Source organism: Brevibacillus brevis, from assembly GCF_900637055.1.
Taxonomy (GTDB): domain Bacteria; phylum Bacillota; class Bacilli; order Brevibacillales; family Brevibacillaceae; genus Brevibacillus; species Brevibacillus brevis.
Genome location: NZ_LR134338.1, coordinates 6396169 through 6417259, shown reverse-complemented (window position 1 = coordinate 6417259; position 21091 = coordinate 6396169). Strand labels below are relative to the sequence as shown.

Genomic DNA, 21091 nt, shown 5'->3' with positions numbered 1-21091 from the left:
AAAACTTTAGCCAATACTTAGACGCTTTATTATATCGCTTTGTTACGCTCAAGTGGGAAGATTATTGTAACGATTCGTTCCATTTCGGCAAAGAATGACGAGACTCATCGAAGAAAGGGAACCACCCAAGCTGCTCTGGCATAGGCAAAAACATATGTTGTTTTCCTTCTGGTCATGGGACAAAAGTGTGGGAGAGGAGTGCAAGCATGAGTTATTTTCTTGCGCAAAAGGCACCGATTGTTTTTGTTCCGGGGCTGTTTGGGTCGATGAGTGATCGAATTATTCCGGGTACTGGTGACTGGGGCTTCGGGTTTGCCCGAACGGCTTACGAGCCATTTATCCGTTTGCTTGGAAAAATGGGTTACCCGCTCAATGAACAATTGTTTGTAGCCTTTTATGATTGGCGAAGGCAGATCGATATTTCAGCCGAGCGCTTTTTGCTGCCTGTCATCGAGCGAGCGAAGCAAACGACCGGTTCCCCTTATGTCAATCTCATTTGCCATAGCATGGGGGGCCTTGTTGCTAGAGCCTATGTCCAAAGTGAATTTTATCAAAATGATGTGGATCAGCTGCTCATTTTTGCGACTCCCAACGCAGGATCGCCTGTCGCCTACAGCTATTGGGCAGGAGGGAAGCTGCCGCGCTCCGTTTCTGCCAAAAGAAATGTCGTGGAGCTATACATGAATGTTTATCTGGCCTATTTGGAGCAAAGCATCCCTTTTCGTCGTATACAAGCTATTCACAGACACTTTCCCAGTCTCCTTGATCTCACCCCGTCATCAGCATATGGCGATTATTTGCTGGAGAAAAAACAGGGGGTAGAAGCCTTCGTGCCTTATGAAAAGATGGTCGTGAAAAATCAATACATGGACTACTTGAACGCAACGATGGGGATTATCGCAGCCCGCAACATTCGCGTCACGCTGGTAGCTGGCATCGGACACGAAACGATTCATTACCTGCGAACAGTCCCTTCGCTGTCTCCCGATAAATGGGTCGATGGAAGAGTAGTGAGCTCGATCAATAGTGACGCTGGGGATGGGAGTGTCATGGCAAACAGTGTATTCGCACTGGAGGGTGAGCGTTATTACGTAGAGGCGACACATCTGGAGATTTTATATAAAAGTGAACCGCTTCTTCGGCAATTGCTAGAGTAGGGGAAAAAAGAGGACCAAGCCGGGAAAATCCCTGGACTTGGTCCTTTCGATGAGCTACGCTTTCTTGTTTCTGCGATACATGATCGAAATACCGATCAAGATCGAAGCGATACCTGCAACGATTGGGAGTGGGTTAGCCTGTTCTCCAGTCTGAGGCAATACTTTGCCTGTAGATGGAGATTCGTTGCTGGTTTCCAAGACGTTGGAGTTGTTGGCAGCTCCCGAATCGTTCGGTTTGCTCGTATTTCCTGTTTGATTCAACTCCCCGGAAGTGTTGGGGTTCGTAGTGTTGTTGTTTGCATCAGGAGTGCCCAGTTGATCTGGGTTACCAGGTTGGTCTGGGTTGCCAGGTTGATCCGGGTTGCCAGGTTGGTCTGGGCTACTAGGTTGATCCGGGTTGCCAGGTTGGTCTGGGTTGCCAGGTTGGTCTGGGTTGCCAGGTTGGTCTGGATTTCCAGGTTGATCTGGTTTGCTTGGTTTATCTGGTTTGTCTGGTTTATCCGGTTTGTCTGGTTTCTCTGGCTTTTCCGGTTTAGGTTCTGGTTTAGGTTCTGGTTTAGGTTCTGGCTTCGGCTCTGGCTTCGGCTCTGGCTTCGGCTCTGGCTTCGGCTCTGGCTTCGGCTCTGGCTTCGGTTCAGGTTTTGGCTCAGGATTTCCGCCGCCACCGCCGCCACCGCCGCCACCGCCGCCTCCACCGCCTCCACCTCCACCGGAGGTCACGTCATTTTCGGCAGTAACAAGCACATGCTCGCCAACTACTTGATTCCGTTTAATCTCGAAAGCAATTGGCTTGCTGTTTATTACATAACCAGTAGGAGCCTTCGTCTCGATAAACTCGTACTTGCCAGGGTTTAGGCCTTCGACTAGAAGTTCACCGTTTGCGTCAGTTGTCAGCTTTGTCAGCTCTTGGCCGTTCTTGTCTTTGGTTACCTGACCATTTTCATCGCGGAGCGTAAATTCAGCTCCTGTGAGCTTATGATTTGGGTATCCCTTTCTTATTTTGGTCAGTTTCACAGATCCTGGGATCAATCTGTTGGTCAACGTGAGAGAGACCGTACCTTCATCTGTTACTTCGAATTTCAGTGGATCAGCCAGCTCATAATCAGCAAGCGCTTTTGTTTCCACAAGCTGGTAGAATCCTGCTTTCATGTTTTCGAGGAGAAGGATACCGTCCTTATCCGTTGTGAGTCCACTTTGCAGTACTTTCCCGTCAGCATCTTGAAGCTCAAAGGTTACGCCAGGAAGTGGCTCTTTGGTGTAATGGTCCACTTTCAGCAATTGAACGGACCCGATATTTTTGGCGTTCTTTTTCGTAAGGGTTACAATTTCTGTCTGGTTGGAGGCGATTTTGAATGAAATAGGAGTCGCATCCAGCTTGTATCCCTTTGGAGCCTTCGTTTCGACTAGCTGATAGTTTCCTTCTGCCAGATCGCCTTTGGAGACTTTTCCGTCAGAGCCGGTTGTCAGCTCCGCGATCGTTTCGAATGCTCCGCCCTTTTCAACCTGTAGATGGAAGACAGCGCCTTCCAGCGTTTTGCCAGCATTCTCCGCGTCAACTTTTGTTAACTCAAATCCTTGACGGAGTAGCTTGTTGTCGATGGTCACTTCGATTGCAACTGGAACAGCAGGGTCAGCACCTGCGGGAGCTTTTAACGTAATGTCTTTTCCGTTTCTGTACTCGTCTGCGATGACGTAGCCAACAGGAGCGGATAGTTCTTTTAACTTGTACGCTTTAAATTTGTAGCCTTTGAAGGTGGCGATGCCGTTTTCATCGGTCACGACTGTTTCCAGCAAGGTTTTCCCCGCCTTGTCGTACAGACCAAACGTGGCGCCTGCCAAAGCTTTTTTCGTATCTGCGTCTGTTTTGACGATTTTCAAATCGCCTTTACCAGGTGTGCCGGCTCCGCCACCAGCACCAGACAAGCTGACTTTGACACCTTCTTGTCCGTCTTTACCTTTACCTACAACTGTTTTCCCTGCAAAAGAGGCTTCGTTTTTGATGATCTCTCCATGATCAGCATTGATAAAGGAGCGGTACTCCAGGATGTAGGCAGTGTGCAGGTCGTTTTTGAAAGTCAGTTGAAAGGTGTTGCCGGTCACTTCTAACGTGTAGTCCTCGGATGCCACTTCTTTTCCGATAGCCAGGGCACCGGATTCAGAGACGGTTGTCGTAAAAAGTTTGAAGGAGTCTTTCATCAGAATTTGATTGCTGGACAGCGTATCGGTCAATACAGCACCTGCTGAAATGAAAGACTGGCTCGGATTGATTTTTACTGTCCATGTTGCATACTCTGAATCTGCTCCTGTACCTTGTACGCCTGTTTTGAGGACGTACTCCCCACCGTGTGTCGGTCTGACGGTCGTCTTGCCTTTATAGAGTGGAGTGCCTGTTATGTCACTATCATGCATAGTGGCATTGTTTTCGTACACTTCTCCGACAGGCAGATTAGCCAAACTGGTTGTGTACGTGATGCGATAGGCCGAGTCGATCTCTCCAAGATGCAGCTCAAAACCGTTGGTTAATGGGTCGAGTTTGATAGGAACAACAGGTCCTTCGACCACTTTCACGCCGTCTGCTCCACCTGTAAGCAGCAACTTATGCACTCGTAACGAGTCCTTCACAAAAGTTTGTTCTCCGGTATAAATATCACGGATGATCGCGTTGTTAATCTTGTGAAGGTTATAGTTCACATCGATTGTCCACGTGATTTCTTTTGTGCGGGCGTCGTATGTACCCGTTTTGTTGCCGTTATTGCTGGTGTAGTTGTCTGGTTTAACAGTGGCGGATTTCGTGATGGGGTCTTGTGCTTTGCCGTTTTCCTTCCAGTTCAGTTCAGCCTTGTTTTTGTACACGGATGGACGTTCTTTGGATGTAGGATCGAACTTCGTCAGGTACGTAATGACTAGACCTTTTGTGACTGGTTTGTGGAAGGTAATCTTGAATCCGTCTTCGTATTTTGGATTCGGAGAGATGCTGTAGTCTTTGTCAGGACCCTCTTCCAAATCGCTTGTCCAATCGTTGATTTTTACTTTGTCAGGAAGAAGAGTCAGCCCTTGACCCGCATAACTGTCGGTAATGACGACTTCATCCATCACCTGATTGTCCTCGTTTAGACTAAGTGTCCATTCGATCGTTTTATCCAGGTAGTTCACTTTTTCTTTTTTTGCGTTTTTCCAGAAGATTGCTTGAGTGATCTCTCGGGATGCATCTTTTTTGGTTCCATCATAGATCTCTACTTCATTTTTCACGAGGTAGCTGTCTTGGTGGACCCGATTTTTAGCTTTGGTTTGGTAAGTGATTTCGTAAGCAGCCGACACGTCATGATCAAACTCCAAGCGGAAGCCGATAGCCGATGGGGTTACGTTGTACCCTGTGATGGCAGCCCCGTCTTTTGTTCCGTTTCCGTTGTCACCGATGGTCATTTTATGAACGGTAAAAGAACCATCCACGAGCTCTTGATGACTGGTATCAAAACGATCCTCGAGCCATGCATCGCTTTGCTTGATCAATTTTTCATTGTAGTTGTACTGAATAGCCCAGGTGATCGTTTGTGTGTTGTAATCATAGCCAATCGCTTTTTTGTTCAAAGGCTGGCTGAATCGAACAGAGACATTCGCGGAATCGATCAAATCCTTTGGAAGGTTCGTTCCTGTGACAGTGGCTTTATTCGTGTAGGTTGTATCTGTCGTACCGGTGACGTTGGTCTTGTACGCGACGCGATAAGCACCGTCGATGTCGCCAAAGTTAATTTTGAACCCGTTTCCTTCTGTTAATTTCTCAGGAGTGAAGGTGGTTACCTCAGCCTTTGGATTAACAGAGCCATTCAACTGAACTTCTAATGGGAAGACCTTAATCGAGCTCATATCGATATCCAGACCGCTTGGAAGCTCATCCGTAAAGACAGCGCCTTTAATCGGGTTTTCACTCAGATTAAAATCGACGGTCCAGTCGAGATGACTAGGATTCATGCCCTTGTTTGCTTTTCCGTTCTTGTCGATTTCAGTGTTGTTTTTGCCTTTGAAATGGACAGAGATCGGGTCGATACCCTTGAAATTGAAATCGATCTCCTGTCTCGTGCCGCCCTCAAACTTTTTCTCATCGAATTCCCGCCACACATAGAACGTTCCGTCATTGATCTCTGTGCCGTCATTGATGGCATCACTAAAAGTGAAGGTGACAGTACCGTCTGTTGTTACTTCATAGGTGCCGTAGCCTCCGTTCAGATTTTCGGTCAAAGTCCGATCGGTCCGAAACTTGTCTGGAAGAGTGAAGGTAAAGGTGGCACCTTCCGAGTAAGGATGTCCAGCAGGGATTTGCCAGGTGAAATCAACTTGAACACGCGAGCCCTGATCGGGGCGGATGTCTTCAATGTTGTTTCCGTCTTTGTCCTTGATGACTACGCTGGTGATGATGTTGTCTTTAATGATGTTGTCTTCAGGGTCTGGAACTGGTACCGGTACCTCTGGTAGAGGAACTGGTGGTTCAACAGGTGGCGTAGTAGGAGTTCCTGTACCCGGATCGGTAGGGTTACCTGTACCCGGATCAGTAGGGTTGCCTGTGCCCGGATCAGTAGGGTTGCCTGTGCCCGGATCAGTAGGGTTGCCCGTGCCCGGATCGGTAGGAGTTCCTGTACCCGGATCGGTAGGGTTGCCTGTACCCGGATCAGTAGGGTTACCCGTGCCCGGATCGGTAGGATTGCCTGTGCCCGGATCGGTAGGATTGCCTGTGCCCGGATCGGTAGGATTGCCTGTGCCTGGATCGGTAGGATTGCCTGTGCCCGGATCGGTAGGGTTGCCTGTGCCCGGATCGGTAGGGTTACCCGTGCCCGGATCAGTAGGATTGCTCGGCTCCCCACCAACGATAACCTCACCTTGCGTTTGGGCATACGAGGTTGTCGTGAAACCGAAAAAGTTTTGGATGATGAGCAAAAGTGCCACCACAACGATCCAAGATTTCCTTTGCATATGCTCCTCCTGTACTTAAAAACTAGCTCATTCCGTCTTTCAGTAGGAAGTGTTAAGGCTGAGATGAAGTCGTTTGTTTCCATTCAGCTTGAACGATCAGTCTGTCCTTCGGATCTTTGGCTCCAACAGGGGTGCATGTGACCAAGGTGATCAATGGCTTCTTTTGATCCTCTAGAACTTCTACTTGTGTACGATCGACGACAAAGGTTTTCACGACAACGAAATGGTAGGTCGCCGTTTTTGTCTTGATCTCGATCTCATCGTTAGGTGTTAGTTCGTCCAAGCGATTGAATTGCTTACCGTGAGTAATCCCGCGATGACCTGCCAGTCCAACATTGTTCACGCCGAATTCCTTGTCTGGCTCGATCAGGCCAACACCTTTACTCAAGGCATGCTTGTCCGCGCCTTCAAAAATCATCATTTCCAGATCAATTTTGGGAATCCGAATCACGCCTCTGGCACCTTCCAACATAGCGAGCGGCTCTTGTATCTGAGGAGCTGGTGGATCCTCAGATGCAGACGTTTCTATTTGCTCGCTGACGTTGCTCAGTTGTTCGAACGCTTCGATGAGCTGCTCTTGCTTTTGTGCAGATACCGCCGTTTCCCATTGAGGATAGAAAAGGAGGAATAAGCCTGCCAAAATAAACCCAGCACTTAACAGCACTCGCACATTCTTCAACTCCCTTTTTGCACCGTTAACTCAATTCATCTTTCCCCCCTTGTCAATTTTTAGTTACACTAAACTTTTTTCGGCAAGGGCATTCTTCGTTGTACAAATCTTGCTAGTCGAGAACAACAGATTCACCCGCTGTTCCAATTGTGAAAAAATGCCTAGAGGTATCATAATCTTTCGACCTAAACAATTTCTGAACATGAAAAAAGCCAAGTGGCATAAATGCCCTTCTTGGCTCTTTGAGTCAGTCTGCTTAGTGTCCAATTATTGGTTCAAGTCTTATCTTATCAAGAAGAAGAAAGGGAATTTCCTTCTCTTTTTCCATATTTCGACGTAAAATGATAGAGTACATATAGCATGGCTCGTCAAAGGTAGTTGTTGGCTCATTCCCTTGAGAAAGGGGGTGGGATTATGGAAGTGTACCAAGCAATCAATCTCATGCTCATGTTTGGCATGTTCTTGCTTGCGTTACTTACTTTCATCAACAAAAAGAAATGACTACCTTTGACCGTTGAGGAGGTTAGGTAGTCATTCTTTGACTCTTACAATTCTGAGCCAATAGCCCTAGCGGGTTGGCTATTTGTACAGGGGCAGGGATGCGGGAACATCCTTGTCCCTTTTTATTATACGATGCTGTTACGTCCAATATAACATATTTTCATTTTTACGTTCAATCAAGAGAGAGCAAGAGATCACCTTTTATCTCCGCAGGAATATGCGATGAAGCTCGTAACAGAATCTCGATATGCGTGTGTATTTACCGGTTTTTGTTCAGCTATCAAGGATTTGCTTTCGCCCGCAACAGATTCAACCCCATCCCGATAAACACAATCCCCGTCAGCTTGTTGAGAATGACAGAGAACTTCTGATTATTGCGCAATTTTTGAGTAGCGAAGGAAGCAAACAGGGCGAGGAGACTGCACCAGATGCCACCTGTAACGGTAAAAGTAAGGCCAAGAATAAGGAAAGGGAGTGGTCCGGCTTCCGTCGCGCTAACGAATTGCGGGAGGAAGGCGATGAAAAACAGGGCGACCTTTGGATTCGTGACACTTGTCAGGATCGCTTGCAGATAGACCTTTTCACCCTTCAGCTTCTTGGAATCGGCTGCATCAAAAGCTGGTGATTCCTTCGTCGTGAGCATGCGAATGCCCAAATAGACGAGATAGGCGACCCCTAATATTTTGACGATGTTAAAAAGCACGATGGATTGAGCCAAAATGAGCGATAAGCCGAAAGCAGCCAAGAGCGTGTGAATGAGTGAGCCTGTCAAAATGCCAAGAACCGAAAGAATACCTGCCTGTTTTCCTTGCGAAATGCTGCGGGTGATGATGTACATCGTGTCTGAACCGGGTATCAGGTTCAACATGATCGCGGTCATCAGAAATGCTTCATAATGAACGATTCCAAACATCTTTCTCACTCCTTGTCTATCTATAAAATAAAAATAAATTATAGAATAATCTGATACCTGGCGCAATGTGAAAAAATGAGAAAAAGCTCCTGACGCAGATCAAGGAAGGTGTGCCATGATCGCGAGGGGAGCTCCTCATTCAGCAAACAGATTACGGCGTTGATTCGGTAGCACGTATCCAGCCTTCTTTTCCATCAGACACAATCTGGTACCAGCCATTCAGATCTGCGATGACTTGGAAGGAACCATCTGCTACCTGACCGATCTTCTCATATTCTTCACCGGGACCTGCAAAAACATCGATTTTTTAGTGGCAGGGAGAGTTTGATCCGTCTCTTGTGTCGACCCGTCAGCAGGGGAAGTCACTTCTCCTGACTCAGTTCCCTCGGTCGTTTCTTCGGAACTCTCCTCCAAGTCAGCCAGCTTTTCAATGTAAGTCAAGCCATTGTCCTCGAGCTTGAACAAAGCGATTTCGTTTTCTCCTTTTCCCACTGTATTTTTCATGATCACATGCTCGGAGTCATCTACGCTGAGTTCATCAGCTTCGACCGAAAAGCGCTTTTCGAGTGACTCTTTTGTCAAATTTGGAGACAGTGCCGCGTAGGCGTTAGCACGTTCCTTGCCCGATGCACTCACGATAATCACAGGCTTTTCTTTACTCCCGAGAGTATCGTCAATCTTAGCCTTTGCCGATTTCATGTCCACATCGAGCGACTGATCCAGATAGAGGAGCGAGTCATTTGGCATTTTCGCTGCGAAATAAAGACGCTGATCTGCCTTAGAGAGTCCAAATGCGTAAAGCTTTGCTCCCCAGCGATCTGTGCCGGAGAGCATGTCGGTGAACGTTCTGTCTGGATATCTCAATTGCAATAGGCGTACTGGATCGTATTCCAACCAGAGCTTTTCCAGATCGGACAGGAGTGTAGCCGTATCCTGGAGCGGATTCAACTGTTCGTACAATTCACGCGCTTTGGTGAACTCGAACGACTTGATGTATTGTTCTGCCTGCTTGAGCTTGCCTTCCAGATAGCGGGTGATCGAATCGAGGACAGGTGAATCACTGGACAGTACATCCTCGATTTTGCGATAGGCGGCTGCCATGTCAACGAAGGCACTCAAATCCTTCGATCGGATGACTTCCTTGATTTCAGCTAGCGCATACTTTTCCAACTGACCCACTAACCAATCTGTCTCGATACCCAGTTTTTTGTATTGGCGTATGCTGGTAGCTGTTTTGGTGATGACTTCCTCAAAAGAAGCCGAAGCGATCAATTTCCGCAGCTTCGTCTTTTCATAGTCCTGGAACAAGGCCGAGAGCTCAGCCTGCTTCTTCTCTTTGCCACCGTAGTATTCATCTGGAATGGCAAGGAGTGTTTCGATGAAAGATTCGTCCTGATAGTTTTCCTTTTCGAGATTCGATTGTGCCTGAGCCTTCGCTGTTTGCAAGGCATTCAAGTAATAATCGGAAAAGCTCTTATCCATACCCAAGTGAGCGGACAATTGCTGGAAAAACATCGCTGGTACGTCCTTTTGATTCTGGTATTTCTGTTTGACTGCTTGGTATTGTTCATAGATTGGACCGATCTCTGCGACCTTTTTCTCCGAGATGGCTGAACGCGAGTACTGGTGAAGCCCTTCCAGCTCGGTACGGATAGAAATCAGCTGGAGCATGATGGAATTCCATTCGTCATCCCCGTAGGACAGGACAGCCATATCATGCGCACGAGAAAAGGTTTCCTCGGCTTGCAGCAGGTTCTTTTGTTCATAAAACGCCTTTGCCTGTTTATATAACGTAATCTGCTTGTACCCGAATCCGAGCTTGAACAGAACAGCGATCAAACCCAAGGCAAAGAGTCCGAGGAAAATATTACGGACCCAGAGGGACCTATGATAGGGAGAGATAGGCAGCATAAAAGGCTCCTCCTTCACAGTATGCCTTTGAAATCCGGGTCAAACGCGTAATGCGTATCTACCCTGTTTTTGGTAGAATGATATAGTTGTTCCCAACCTTCATTCTTATGGGTTTGTACCATTTTTGCCAATCGCAGAAGGCGCTCGCGAGGCAAAAAATCGATAAATTCGATAATCAGATCCTGATACTCGTCCACATAAGACTTCATGCGGAGCGCTGCACCTGCCACTTGACCGATGAGCTGATCCCCGTTTTCCAGCAACAATATTTGATTTTTATAACGTCTAACATAGGTAAGCACGGATTTTTTGACAAGCGAAGGCTGGACCTTGATGACTTCGCGCACATATTCCATGAAGTCCTTGTCGTACATAGACGGGATGAGCGTTTCGAGCTCCAGCTCCATGTCTTTGCGTAGGACGTAATGATTGAGGAACATGATCTTCCGTATCTTGATCGTATCGGAATCGATGAAATGTCCGATCTCTCTCGTTTTTTCATAAGCTTCCTTGAGGTGTCCTTCTTTGACGTCGTTGCCCACTTCCTCCAAATGACGGAGGAGTGACTTCTTGAGCGTATCCTGTTCCTTCGTTAAAAAGTGTTGAAATTGTACGTCTCTTTCATAGATGCCGTATTTTTTTTGCATCACGAAAAACAGGACGAACAACACACAGCCAATCCCTCCTGCGAGAGCTAATTGCAAAAGGGTCTCCGCAGAAAGGACAGCAAGACAGACGAACAAGCCCAAGAGCAAAAAGCGTGTCTGCACATAGCGGCGCGTCACAGCGTGGGAAACCTGGCGGATCGGTGTGTAGGCTCTCCCGCAGGTCTCACAATGCGTCTCCCACAGGACATGGTACGTATGGCATCGCGTGCACGCTTGAATTCTTTCGTACGTATGAGTGGTTTTACGGGTTTTGCGAAAATGGACGCCGATTCGTTTTCTCATGGTGAATCCCTCTTCTCATTCAGTAAGGCATGAAGATGCTGATCGATTTCGGCGTTGGAGAGATTGCGCCGTTTCAGTCGCAGCAGCTTGAGGAATCGGACCGCTAGCAGCAAAAAAGCCGCAAACAACAGAAAGTAAGTTAACATAAAATTTCTCCTAACGAAGTTGTCGAAATCTGTAACAAAGAATCATGTCGTATCGTATTACGAGTAAGGGGCAATCATTCTAGTACTTTTTTATCATCTGTCTTCTATATCTTGAATCTAGTGGTAATAGTGTCATAGTCTTACTTTCTTTGCAACACTTCACAAAGGATGGTTCAAAAAGTCGCCTTTTGATCACGAAGCAGTCAAGAAAGGTTATTCGACATCGAATATGGCGTTCACCTCAGAAGTCCGGTGCTCATGTAGATAGCCTACATTCCGCTCCTCCTTCTTACGGTTCTCGCTATCTTCTCGGTGCTGAAAAGTCAACTTTTTGAACATGATTCCGAACAAGAAAAGGAGCTCTTATGAAAATAATACGATTCCGAATGTTATGTCGATACGTAGCATGTCTTGCCCTGCTCTTGGTCAGTGTCCTCTCCGTCACTCACCCAGGCTATGCGCAAACGAGCGGAAACAATATGGACGCTGTCCTGGTCGTGGACGTCAGCAACTCTATGACCCAAAGCGATAAGAACAAAGTCAGCAACGAAGCGATGAAAATGTTCGTCGACATGACGTCGATTCAAGCGAACAAAGTCGGTGTAGTCGCCTATACTGACAAGATTGAGCGGGAAAAGGCACTGCTTGAAATTAATTCCGAAGAAGACAAGAACGATATCAAAGCCTTCATCGACAGCCTGCAAAAAGGAGCCTACACCGATATCTCCGTCGGGGTAACGGAAGCCGTAAAAATCCTTGATGCGGGACGCAATCCAAACAATGCGCCGATCATCGTGTTGTTGGCAGATGGAAACAATTATTTGAACAAAGCATCAAGCCGTACCCAAGCACAGTCTGATCAAGAGCTGCAGCAAGCAGTGAAGGAGGCCAAGGACAAAGGCTATCCGATTTACACGATTGGCTTGAACGCAGACGGTCAGCTTAACCGCACGACACTACAGCAGATTGCTGCGGAGACAAATGGTAAATTTTTTGAAACGAGCACAGCGGACAAGCTCCCGCAAATCTTAAGCGAAATCTTTGCGAATCACTTGAAGCTGAAGGTTGTCCCGGTTAAAAGCTTCGTCGCAAACGGTCAAGCTCAGGAGATTCCGATCCCAATCCCAAATGGCAGCGTCATGGAAGCCAATATCTCGATCATGTCGCAAAAACAGGTGGAAGCGAAGCTGTATGACCCAGCGGGCAAGGAAGTGCCAATCCCTTCCAACCAGGTCAGAATGTCGAAGTCCAATGCGTACACGATGATCAAGCTGGTCAAGCCACAGCAGGGTGATTGGAAGCTACAGGTAAAAGGTGCCCCGAAGGATAAAATCGATATTAACCTCATCTTCAACTACGATCTGCAATTGGAGATGGAGCCAGTCACAGCCAAGAGCTTCAAGGCTGGCGATGTCGTACCGATCAAGGCTGCACTTGTTTCAAATGGACAGAAGGTAGCGAGCCCTGATCTGTACAAGCAGATGAAGGCGACACTGATTGTTAATGACAAGACGGACAATAAGACGAATGAGGTCGTCCTGAACAACACGGGCAGCGGGTTCGAAGGCAGCTTCACAATCCCGGCTGACCATACGTACGAGATAAAAATCAAGGCAGAAGACACTAGCTTTTATCGGGAGACGAAGCCGCTCCTTCTAGATGCTTCCCAAACGGCAGGTTCTGGAGCGAACAAGCCGGCCACAACTACTGATCCTGTGACCGAATCGAAACCATTTCCGTGGATGACCGTAGTAGGAGGTACCGTAGTTCTCATCCTGTTGATCGGTGCAGGCTTGTACGCACTGTCGATCTATCGCAAGGCGAACAAGGGCTTCGCGGGCCAAATCGCTATCGAGATCGTGGATGAGGATACGGGCGAAAAGTCCAACCCGCAGTACAAGAAACTGAACGCTTTCAAAGGAAAAGTGAAGCTGCACCAGCTCTTGCAGCTCGCCCCTGAGTTTGCGGAGACAGAGAAAGTCATCTTTTTACCAGGGAAAAACGATACGCTGATCATCGAAAACCGTTCGAGCTGCCGAATCGAAAAGGCGGGACGTGTACTCGATGCAAGCAAAGGCAAAGAGCTGAAGAAAAACGATCGCATCAAAATTTCGTTAACGAATGTGAACAAGTCCTTATATGTAGATTACATCGTCTAGGAGTGAGTCGATTATGAAAGCAGTTGTGAGAGAACACATTCAACAATTGGACGTATCCCTCGGCGGAGGAATCGTCAGTGACAAGATTCGCGTAGATACAATCGATAACCCGATGCTCGTCATCGGTCTTGGCGGTACAGGAATTGATGCGCTTTTGCGCCTGAAATACCAAGTGAACAGACGCTTCAAGCTGCCGGTAGACCAGCTTTCCAAGAAGCGCAAGGAAAAGCCGGACAATATTGAATTCATCGCGTTTGAAACGAATGAGCATGACCGCAACAAAAAGTACAAGGGCATCGGACTCGATCCAGTGACGGAGTTCGTACTCCTGTCCAATCCTGAGATCGGCGGTGTGTTGCAGAATCGCAGCATTCTGGAGCCGTACATCACTGACTGGCTCTCACCAGAGCTGACGATTACGGACGGAATCAGCGGAGCATCGGGTGTACGCCAGGCAGGTCGACTTCTTCTCTTTACGAAAATTACGCAGGTGGTCCAAACCATTGAGAAAAAGATCAAGATGCTGTGCGAGGGCACGAACAAAAAGCTGACCGTATTCCTTTTGAGCGGTTTGTCCGGGGGAACGGGGAGTGGTTGCTTCCTCGACATCGCCTATATCGTGCGAGGCATTTTGGAGCGCGACTTCGGCAGTGCGGGGGTAGACAAGGTGAATACGCTGGGCTACCTGTTCACGCCTGACGTCAACCTGTCGAACAAGAGCCTCAGCTCACACACACGCGACTACATCATGAAAAACGGTTATGCGGCCTTAAAAGAGCTGGACTACTGGATGAATGCGGATGAGCGCAACGAGCGTTTCCGCCAGCAATACGGCAACGTGCTCACCGTCCAATCGCCAATGCCGCCATTCAACCTGTGCCATTTGATTTCTGCGACCAATCTCGAAGGCAAAGCATTGGAGAACGCCTATGATTATTGCATGAACGTAACCGCGGAGAACATTACGAACTTCATGGCGAGCGAAGAAAAGCGCTCGGGTGAAGAGTTTGCGATCCACGACTATATCAGCAACATCCGTACGAACATCAACCAGATGCCAAAAGCGTACGCAGCCAACTACCAATACAACGTCATCGGTGCTTCCTCTGCTGTCTTGCCAATCGAAGAGATGACAACGTACCTGGCATATCGCTTGTTTAAAAAGATGGAAAAAATGTTCACGGTAGCACCGACGCAAGAGGATGCGGAGAAATTCGCCCGCAAGCTCGGAATCGACATCGACTCGATTTCCCGCAAGTTCGAAGAGCGCGTTCCTGAACCGTTGCCAGGCTATGAAAACAGCGAGCGTCTGAACTACAGCAACGTGATCACCCAGCAAGTCGTGAGCATCGACCACGAGCTGGAGCAAGGCTATCTCGCCAAAGCGCGCGAAGCGTACATCAAGTCCAAAAAGCAGATGCCAGGCGACATGATCTCTGTTTTTGGCGAAATGATCACGCGTGTATTCCTGCACCCGCAGCAAGGACCATTCTATGCGTCCCGTCTGATTCATTCGGACAAAGGCTATTGCCTGATGAAAATGATCCTCTCCTACATAGAGAGCCTCAAGGCGAATTTGGAGAGCTTCCCGCCTGAGATCGAGGGCGCTCGCGAAAACGCGAATGAAAAGCTGGGCGATGCCCGCAGTGCATTCATCTCCAAGGAGAAGAAGAAAAACAGCTACATCGAAGCGAAGATCAACGAATACCAGCTCCTGGCTGATCAGGAAAAGCTGGAGCAAATGATCGAATTCTACGAAGAGCTGCACCGTTTGTTGAATGCAGAAAACAACCGCATTTATAACGTATTTACTGAGATTTTGAACGCACTCAACCAAATTTTCGAGCAAAACGGCGACATCCTGATCAACGGCGGAGAAGAGAGCGACCGCACTGGCAACAAGACATACTACTGGAACATCGTCAGTGTGCCGGATATCTCCAAAGTCGTCAGCAACATTCTGGACCAAAAAGAGGCGGATGACCTGATCCGCGATTTTACCAGCGAGCTGCTGCGACACTCCGATCAGTGGGTCAAAGAGCAGGAGCTGGATATCGTCAGCTCGATTTCCGAATTCCTCTCGGAGAAGTTCGGTGAGGTGATCACCAAGTCGATGGAAGAATTCCTCGTGATCAAATACGGTCAGGACGAGACACTCGATCGCATCGTAGAGCGCAAGATTGCGAGCAAGCTGGATGAAGAGGCGATTCCGGTCTTCCATCTGAGCAACAATCTCGGCAATATGCACTTCCCTTCCTGGGGCTTTGTATCCGTGCCGCTGAAAGCACCATCGATCTTGAAGGGGATTAAAAACTATCAAAATACAGCGATTAGCGGATCGCGCTTTACCGTCAAAGAAAGCGAAGTCAAAAACCGCATCTTCTGGCTGAATACGAAAAACGGTGTTCCACTGTTCGCTTACACACCGTTGAAGGTCTACGAGGAAAGCTACGAACGTACAATTCTGGACAGAGAGGGTATCGGACGCCACCTCGTTCAAACGGAAAAGAACAACTGGGCGTACCTCCCATCCCCTATTCCTGAAAAATCGTGGGGAGATACGTACCAAAACGGACGGATCAAAGCGTACAACGCCAAAGTACGCGAACTGTTTGACCGTGCAGTGCGCTACGGAGTCATCCGCGAAAAAGGCAGCGACAGCAAGACCAGCAACCGCTATGAATCCATCGTGACGAAGCCGTTCTCGCTTGCTACATTCTTGGCTAAGCACCAAGCGCAAGGAGACGCGACCAAGCTGAGCCCTGGTGAAATCAAGCGTGCATTGGTTGAGCTCAAAGGCTTCATGAAAGATGGTCTGGAGCAAGAATTTACGCGTGATGTGTTCGGCAGTATCAATGAAGAGATGGCAAAAGAAAACCTGATTCGCTATCCTGAACAGATTCGCCTGATCGAACAAGAAGTGCGCAAATACGAAGAAATCGAGGCCAAAATCCAGGAGCTGGAGCAGATCGTAGGTGCCATCAAGGACGAAGAAGAGCTGGTAACCCGATTCATCGAAGCCCTTTACACAGGAACGATTTGCAAGCGCGGTGCGCTGTACGTCTACGACAAGGATGAGGAAGAAGATGCGTGGGAGCCATTCATCAACCTGATGAAGGTCAACAAGCACGTCGAATTCGCTATCTATGAAAAATTCCGCGCATTGGATCACAAGAGCATGGCAACGATCCAGCGCAAGGCTGCAAAACGCAGTGACGCGATGACCTCCGCAGAGGATACGCAACAACTGGTGGTAAAACTCGATGAAATTGCGGCGACCTTCCAAGAAACGAAAAACGATCTGGAATACGACCGCGACGAATACGTGAACGGTGAAGAGCTGTTCCAGTTCTACAAAAAGGTTTGGTCAAAAGTAAACGATATGCGCAAGACGCTGCAATAAACAATCACGATCGTTTAATAACCGAGGAGGACGCATGAGGGATTTGATTGGAGAGTTCGCGACCCAATACGTTACGGAATTGGAAAGACAACTGGATAGCGGAAACGGACAGCGAAGCATTCAAAACCCCGTACTCTTCCTCTTTCTCGGGGATAAGAGCGTAGAGGCACTGCGAGCTGTTCGTGCCCACAATGAGCGCAACTGGCAAAATGGTCACGGTGTTCTTTATGTCCATGCGTATCAGAACAAAACGTGGGAGCATCCGCAAGTAATCGGCTGCCGCTTGCCGCAGGCAGATGCCGACAAGAAAAAGATGCGTACCTCGATCCACGAGCGTTTTTTACTCGATGAAGCTGTCACCATGGAACTGAACAAGGTGATGAAGCTGGCAAGCGTGCGGGTAGCGGAAATGGGCAAGTTGTTCACTGCTTTTCAGCAAGTCAATATTGCTGTCGTGGCAAGGGCGGATGACCCTGCCACGATCCTTTTGCCAGAGCTGACGCTGCTTCTCAAGGGCTACCTCAACGAGCTGTTTAAAAACGTATCAGTTGATCTGTACGTTCTGCTACAGGAAAAGAACAACGGGGAAGCATTCGGGTTCTCGACAGCGCTCTCGGTCAGCTTTTTGGAAGAGGTCAATCGCTATCAGCGGAGCGACTACAGCTATCGGGCGAATCTCTTGGTAACAGAGGATCTTGTGAAACTGCCTGTGGAGCATGTGAACGCACCGTTATTTTCGCTGGCGTACCTATTGAGTGACAAGACAGAGCACGGCTTGTTTATCGAAGGCGGCATGCAGGAAAATTACGAGCTGATCAGCAAGCTGGTGCTTTTGAACAACAAAAAGGTAGAGTCGGAGTTCCATGAAAGCAACGACGGCTATAACAAGCTGCAATTTATGCGCAGCATCACGGTTGACCACGGGCAGACCAAGTTCGCGTCTGCTGGTCTATCCAAAGTGAAGCGACCGACTCATGCAATTGCGCTGACGGTGCTGTCCGCAGTATTTGACCGCTATTGGGAGCGACTCCAGGACGGCGAGGTTTTGCCGAAGACAAAAGCGAGAGAAAAGCTCGGATTGACTGCGCATGATTTGCAGCGAAAACTGGCTGGCATTCTCCCTGAGGATCATATTCTGGAGGAAATGACGGGGCTCATGACCTCTGGCATCAGCTACAGCGAGCTTTGCAGTATGAATATGCGCGAAGCGGAGCTGGCTTTGTTTGACGGCAGCAGCCAAGCCTTTTTTGAGGCGAATGTCGTTTCCGGGGCGCGTAAACGTCTGGAGCACATGCTGTCTCAGGAGTCCCTGGCTGATTTGATTCAGAAAGCCGTCATCGAGGATGAACGGCTTGGGCTGTATGCGGCTTACTATCTCACTGCCGAACATGCCAATGGAGCAAACCTGCTGGATGAGCTGCGCACTGGCATTCGCGAGACATCTCGACAGGTTGAAAAGATGAAAGCCGAGCTGGTCGATCTCTACCAAGAGCGGGTGGATCGGCAGGACATTCGCGTAGGAGGGTTTTTCACACGGGATAAGGAGCGTGTGCGGACCTTCATTCGCCATTTGCTGGACGCTGTTTATGGCAAAAAGCTGGAGCTGCTGGATTGGGAGATGATGCTCTCCATCCTTGTGAGCTATGAGAAACAGGCAGAGCAGATTCACCGGCAGTTAGGTGAGCAAGTCGAGCAGCTGGAAGCCTTGCATAAGCAACTGCGGGAAATCGCCCAGACGAGCGTTCGAGAAGCGACTGACTACTTGGGCAAAAACGTAGACGAATATTACGAATCTGTCGTCCATGAAACGATCCGGTCATTGGAAGCTTCACGCGGCAGTGATTTTTACATGGAACAACGGTATATTGGCAGCGGCGCTCTGCTCAGCGGGAATCGACTCGCCGGACTCGTGGAGAGGCTGTGTCAGTTTTGCCGGAACGAGATTCTCACCCGTGCGCCATTTGCTTTATCTTTTGAGGCGGAGCTGCTTGCGCGTGCCAACGTCGGGGCTGCTTACGATAACCGAACCGTGCTGACGAAGGAGGATTTGTTCCTCGATCTGGCATTGGTGCTGGAAGAGCGGGCAGCGGTTCACATCGAAGTGTTCCATTTCTTGCAAAAGCATCGTTATGAAGAGAAGTACTTCTTTGCCGATATTCACAACGACTTCGTCCAGTATGCGCTGCACAAGGATGAGAGCACACGAACTTACAAGCTGGGCTGCATCCACGAGGAACAAAAAAGCGGGATAGAAAAAATGAACCTGATGGGTGGATTCGGCATGGAAGAGTTGATGTTTTACCGCAATAACAAGAAATACCATGCTTCCTATGAGGACAGCGGGTTTGTCTTTCGCCGTGTAGAAGGAGATGAGTCGTCATGAGTCAGAGAAGGGTAAGCTTACTCATGCTAGTGTGTAGTCTGGTAGGTGGCGTGATCGGATTTTTGGTCGGGGAAGTCATGCTCGGCAAGCTGTCCGGAGAAATACCGCAATGGTTGTTAATGGGACTTTATTTTGGTCAATATGCCTTTTTCGTAGGACTGATGTGCCTCATTGCGGAAATGATCTCGCCACGACTGAATGGAATCGGCTGGAAGCAGCGCTATCTGGGCTTTTCCTGGAAAATGCTCGTGCCCAGCACGTTTTTGATGGTGGGCGTAGTGGCGTTGTTGCTTCAGCTGCTGTACGGGTCATCGTTTCAACAGGCCAGCGGGGCCAACAATATTATTATGGTTCTGGATACGTCAGGCAGCATGCAGTCGTCTGATCCGGATAACCAATTGTTCAAAGCAGCCGCCGACTTGGTGCAGCGCATGGACAGTGACATGAACATAGCGGTGGTTACGTTTCACGATCAAACGAATGTGCTGCAACCCCTCACTGAGCTGAGTAGCCAGTCTGCGAAGGATGAGGTTGTGAAGAAGCTGCTCCAATATCCGCGAACGGATGGAGGCACCCGGATCGACCTGGCACTGCAAGCGGGGCTGGACCAGCTGCAAGCCAATCAAATGGCGAACAGTACCGTCGTGCTGATGTCAGACGGCTATAGTGATCTGGATGTCCCTGCCGCACTTGCGCCCTACAAGCAAAACCAAGTGATTGTCCATACGGTAGGCATGAGCCAAATCGATGCAGACGGAACGGCGCTGCTTCAAAAGATCGCTGCTGAGACTGGCGGCAGCTACTTCAATGTCGAACACGCGGACCAAATGACAGGAATCTTTGGCCAGATTTACGATATGAGCCGAACAGACCGCAATATTGTTTCCGAGCGGACAGGAGCGACAGAAGAAAGCATGTTTTACGCCATCACCCGTGTGGTCAGTGTTCTGATCATCGGTGCTTTGCTCGGCTTGGCGCTGGGTCTGGTTTTTGACAATCGCCATCTGGCCAAAAGCTTCACGATTGGCGGGGCAGTATCAGGATTGTTAGCTGGACTTGTTTTGGAAATGGGTCTGTCGTCAATCGATTTGCTCGATATGGTGGTACGTTTGCTGGCGTGTTCTTTGCTCGCCGTCATCCTGACATTGTTCACTCTCTTTGTGCCAGCTTCCACGAGTGACGGATCGTCTTTTGCAAAGCGCAGACTGAACACCAGACAAAGCCCCCGTGCCTTGGACGCCGGGAACCAGAGCAGCAAGCGGTTTGATCTGTAAAGGGAGCATGATGAATCATGATTAATCGGGAGGAAACAACAGACACCTTCATCAAGGACGTCACCTGCCAGCATCAAGGGAGCGAATACGTGCTCAATTGGCATTGGGCGCAGGATATTCCGTGCGTGTACGTGCACAAGACGCAGTTTGGCGCCCCTTTTGACGTAAACGAGCTGGATGATCGTCAGTTCAAGCTGTACACCCGAGAGGAATACAAAGTCCACAAAGGGCTGCGGGAAAAAACAGACGGCATCGGCCGATACACATACCGCATCTTTCCTTGCCGATTGGAAAATGGCAAGCCAATTCTGCTCATGCCAGACGGCGATGCCCATGTGATCCATGTCAGCACAGGAAAGGCCAAAATCTACTACTCGTTCAAACGGGGCGGAAGCTGGTTCAGCAAGCATCAATCGTTGCAGATTCGCATTTTTTCAGAGATTCCGATCGCGCGGGACGTACTCTGCTACGTAAAAAAAGAAGGCTCTCCTCCCGCCCACAAGGATGATGGAACCCGATACAATTTCATTCGCGATCTCGAGCCCGGTGTCAATCTGATGCCGGAGATCGAGGTCAGAAAAAAAGACGTCGTCCGCCTGTTTTTTACGGACGGGAAAAAATACGGAGAAATGTACGAACTGATTCCTGAATAGGAGGGG

The 21091-nt window shown here is 48.7% G+C and carries 14 protein-coding genes; 7 read left to right on the top strand and 7 right to left on the bottom strand.

Annotation, left to right across the window (positions count from 1 at the left end; all coding sequences use genetic code 11):
- Positions 1 to 206: 206 nt before the first annotated feature.
- Positions 207 to 1157: a lipase/acyltransferase domain-containing protein gene (locus EL268_RS31030; protein ID WP_106657209.1), complete on the top strand. Its 951-nt coding sequence runs from the start codon at positions 207 to 209 to the stop codon at positions 1155 to 1157.
- 54 nt (positions 1158 to 1211) lie between these two features.
- On the opposite strand, the gene EL268_RS31025 is transcribed toward EL268_RS31030, so the two are convergent.
- Together EL268_RS31025 and EL268_RS31020 are read right to left on the bottom strand one after the other, a co-directional pair.
- Positions 1212 to 6122, bottom strand: coding sequence for a collagen binding domain-containing protein (locus EL268_RS31025; protein ID WP_115984396.1), 4911 nt, complete (start codon positions 6120 to 6122; stop codon positions 1212 to 1214).
- 52 nt (positions 6123 to 6174) lie between these two features.
- Entirely contained in the window at positions 6175 to 6792 is a 618-nt protein-coding gene (locus EL268_RS31020) for a class D sortase (RefSeq protein WP_106654991.1), read from the bottom strand.
- A gap of 414 nt (positions 6793 to 7206) precedes the next feature.
- On the opposite strand from EL268_RS31020, the gene EL268_RS33800 reads away from it, so the two are divergent.
- Positions 7207 to 7293: a putative holin-like toxin gene (locus EL268_RS33800; protein WP_082517202.1), complete on the top strand. Its 87-nt coding sequence runs from the start codon at positions 7207 to 7209 to the stop codon at positions 7291 to 7293.
- 280 nt (positions 7294 to 7573) lie between these two features.
- Here EL268_RS33800 and EL268_RS31010 read toward each other — a convergent pair whose 3' ends face one another.
- From EL268_RS31010 to EL268_RS33040, 5 genes are all read right to left on the bottom strand, one after another.
- The gene (locus tag EL268_RS31010; protein ID WP_106654989.1) at positions 7574 to 8206 is read right to left on the bottom strand and encodes a LysE family translocator; all 633 of its coding nucleotides are present in this window, start codon (positions 8204 to 8206) and stop codon (positions 7574 to 7576) included.
- A 151-nt stretch (positions 8207 to 8357) separates the two neighbouring features.
- Complete coding sequence (locus EL268_RS33575; protein ID WP_232030607.1) at positions 8358 to 8471, bottom strand: SH3 domain-containing protein; 114 nt, start codon at positions 8469 to 8471, stop codon at positions 8358 to 8360.
- The gene (locus EL268_RS31005; protein WP_232030185.1) at positions 8459 to 10117 is read right to left on the bottom strand and encodes an SH3 domain-containing protein; all 1659 of its coding nucleotides are present in this window, start codon (positions 10115 to 10117) and stop codon (positions 8459 to 8461) included. Before EL268_RS31005 ends, EL268_RS33575 begins: the two co-directional genes overlap by 13 nt.
- Before the next feature lie 14 nt (positions 10118 to 10131).
- Positions 10132 to 11067 carry a hypothetical protein gene (locus tag EL268_RS31000; protein WP_106654988.1) on the bottom strand — a complete coding sequence of 312 codons (936 nt, stop codon included), beginning with the start codon at positions 11065 to 11067 and terminating at the stop codon, positions 10132 to 10134.
- The gene (locus EL268_RS33040; RefSeq protein ID WP_007724683.1) at positions 11064 to 11213 is read right to left on the bottom strand and encodes a hypothetical protein; all 150 of its coding nucleotides are present in this window, start codon (positions 11211 to 11213) and stop codon (positions 11064 to 11066) included. Before EL268_RS33040 ends, EL268_RS31000 begins: the two co-directional genes overlap by 4 nt.
- A 365-nt stretch (positions 11214 to 11578) precedes the next feature.
- Here EL268_RS33040 and EL268_RS30995 point away from each other — a divergent pair, with 365 nt between their 5' ends.
- The 5 genes from EL268_RS30995 to EL268_RS30975 are packed head-to-tail and all read left to right on the top strand — an operon-like array spanning position 11579 to position 21085.
- Positions 11579 to 13372, top strand: a complete 1794-nt coding sequence (locus tag EL268_RS30995) for a vWA domain-containing protein (protein WP_106654987.1) — start codon at positions 11579 to 11581, stop codon at positions 13370 to 13372.
- A gap of 13 nt (positions 13373 to 13385) precedes the next feature.
- The gene (locus tag EL268_RS30990; RefSeq protein ID WP_106654985.1) at positions 13386 to 16775 is read left to right on the top strand and encodes a tubulin-like doman-containing protein; all 3390 of its coding nucleotides are present in this window, start codon (positions 13386 to 13388) and stop codon (positions 16773 to 16775) included.
- Positions 16776 to 16809: 34 nt separating this feature from the next.
- A complete protein-coding gene (locus EL268_RS30985; RefSeq protein WP_106654983.1) occupies positions 16810 to 19158 on the top strand; it encodes a hypothetical protein in 2349 nt (782 codons plus the stop codon).
- Positions 19155 to 20432 (top strand): vWA domain-containing protein, encoded by a 1278-nt coding sequence (locus EL268_RS30980; RefSeq protein ID WP_106654982.1) that lies wholly within the window; start codon positions 19155 to 19157, stop codon positions 20430 to 20432. The genes EL268_RS30985 and EL268_RS30980 overlap by 4 nt, the downstream gene beginning before the upstream one ends.
- A gap of 17 nt (positions 20433 to 20449) precedes the next feature.
- Positions 20450 to 21085: a beta-mannanase gene (locus EL268_RS30975; protein WP_106654981.1), complete on the top strand. Its 636-nt coding sequence runs from the start codon at positions 20450 to 20452 to the stop codon at positions 21083 to 21085.
- Positions 21086 to 21091 lie beyond the last annotated feature (6 nt).

What these genes read in the sequence shown, in the direction of transcription:
- EL268_RS31030 (WP_106657209.1), top strand. Translation starts at nt 207, where the DNA reads ATGAGTTATTTTCTTGCGCAAAAGGCACCGATTGTTTTTGTTCCGGGG.
- EL268_RS31025 (WP_115984396.1), bottom strand. Translation starts at nt 6,122, where the DNA reads ATGCAAAGGAAATCTTGGATCGTTGTGGTGGCACTTTTGCTCATCATC.
- EL268_RS33800 (WP_082517202.1), top strand. Translation starts at nt 7,207, where the DNA reads ATGGAAGTGTACCAAGCAATCAATCTCATGCTCATGTTTGGCATGTTC.
- EL268_RS31010 (WP_106654989.1), bottom strand. Translation starts at nt 8,206, where the DNA reads ATGTTTGGAATCGTTCATTATGAAGCATTTCTGATGACCGCGATCATG.
- EL268_RS31005 (WP_232030185.1), bottom strand. Translation starts at nt 10,117, where the DNA reads ATGCTGCCTATCTCTCCCTATCATAGGTCCCTCTGGGTCCGTAATATT.
- EL268_RS31000 (WP_106654988.1), bottom strand. Translation starts at nt 11,067, where the DNA reads ATGAGAAAACGAATCGGCGTCCATTTTCGCAAAACCCGTAAAACCACT.
- EL268_RS33040 (WP_007724683.1), bottom strand. Translation starts at nt 11,213, where the DNA reads ATGTTAACTTACTTTCTGTTGTTTGCGGCTTTTTTGCTGCTAGCGGTC.
- EL268_RS30995 (WP_106654987.1), top strand. Translation starts at nt 11,579, where the DNA reads ATGAAAATAATACGATTCCGAATGTTATGTCGATACGTAGCATGTCTT.
- EL268_RS30990 (WP_106654985.1), top strand. Translation starts at nt 13,386, where the DNA reads ATGAAAGCAGTTGTGAGAGAACACATTCAACAATTGGACGTATCCCTC.
- EL268_RS30985 (WP_106654983.1), top strand. Translation starts at nt 16,810, where the DNA reads ATGAGGGATTTGATTGGAGAGTTCGCGACCCAATACGTTACGGAATTG.
- EL268_RS30980 (WP_106654982.1), top strand. Translation starts at nt 19,155, where the DNA reads ATGAGTCAGAGAAGGGTAAGCTTACTCATGCTAGTGTGTAGTCTGGTA.
- EL268_RS30975 (WP_106654981.1), top strand. Translation starts at nt 20,450, where the DNA reads ATGATTAATCGGGAGGAAACAACAGACACCTTCATCAAGGACGTCACC.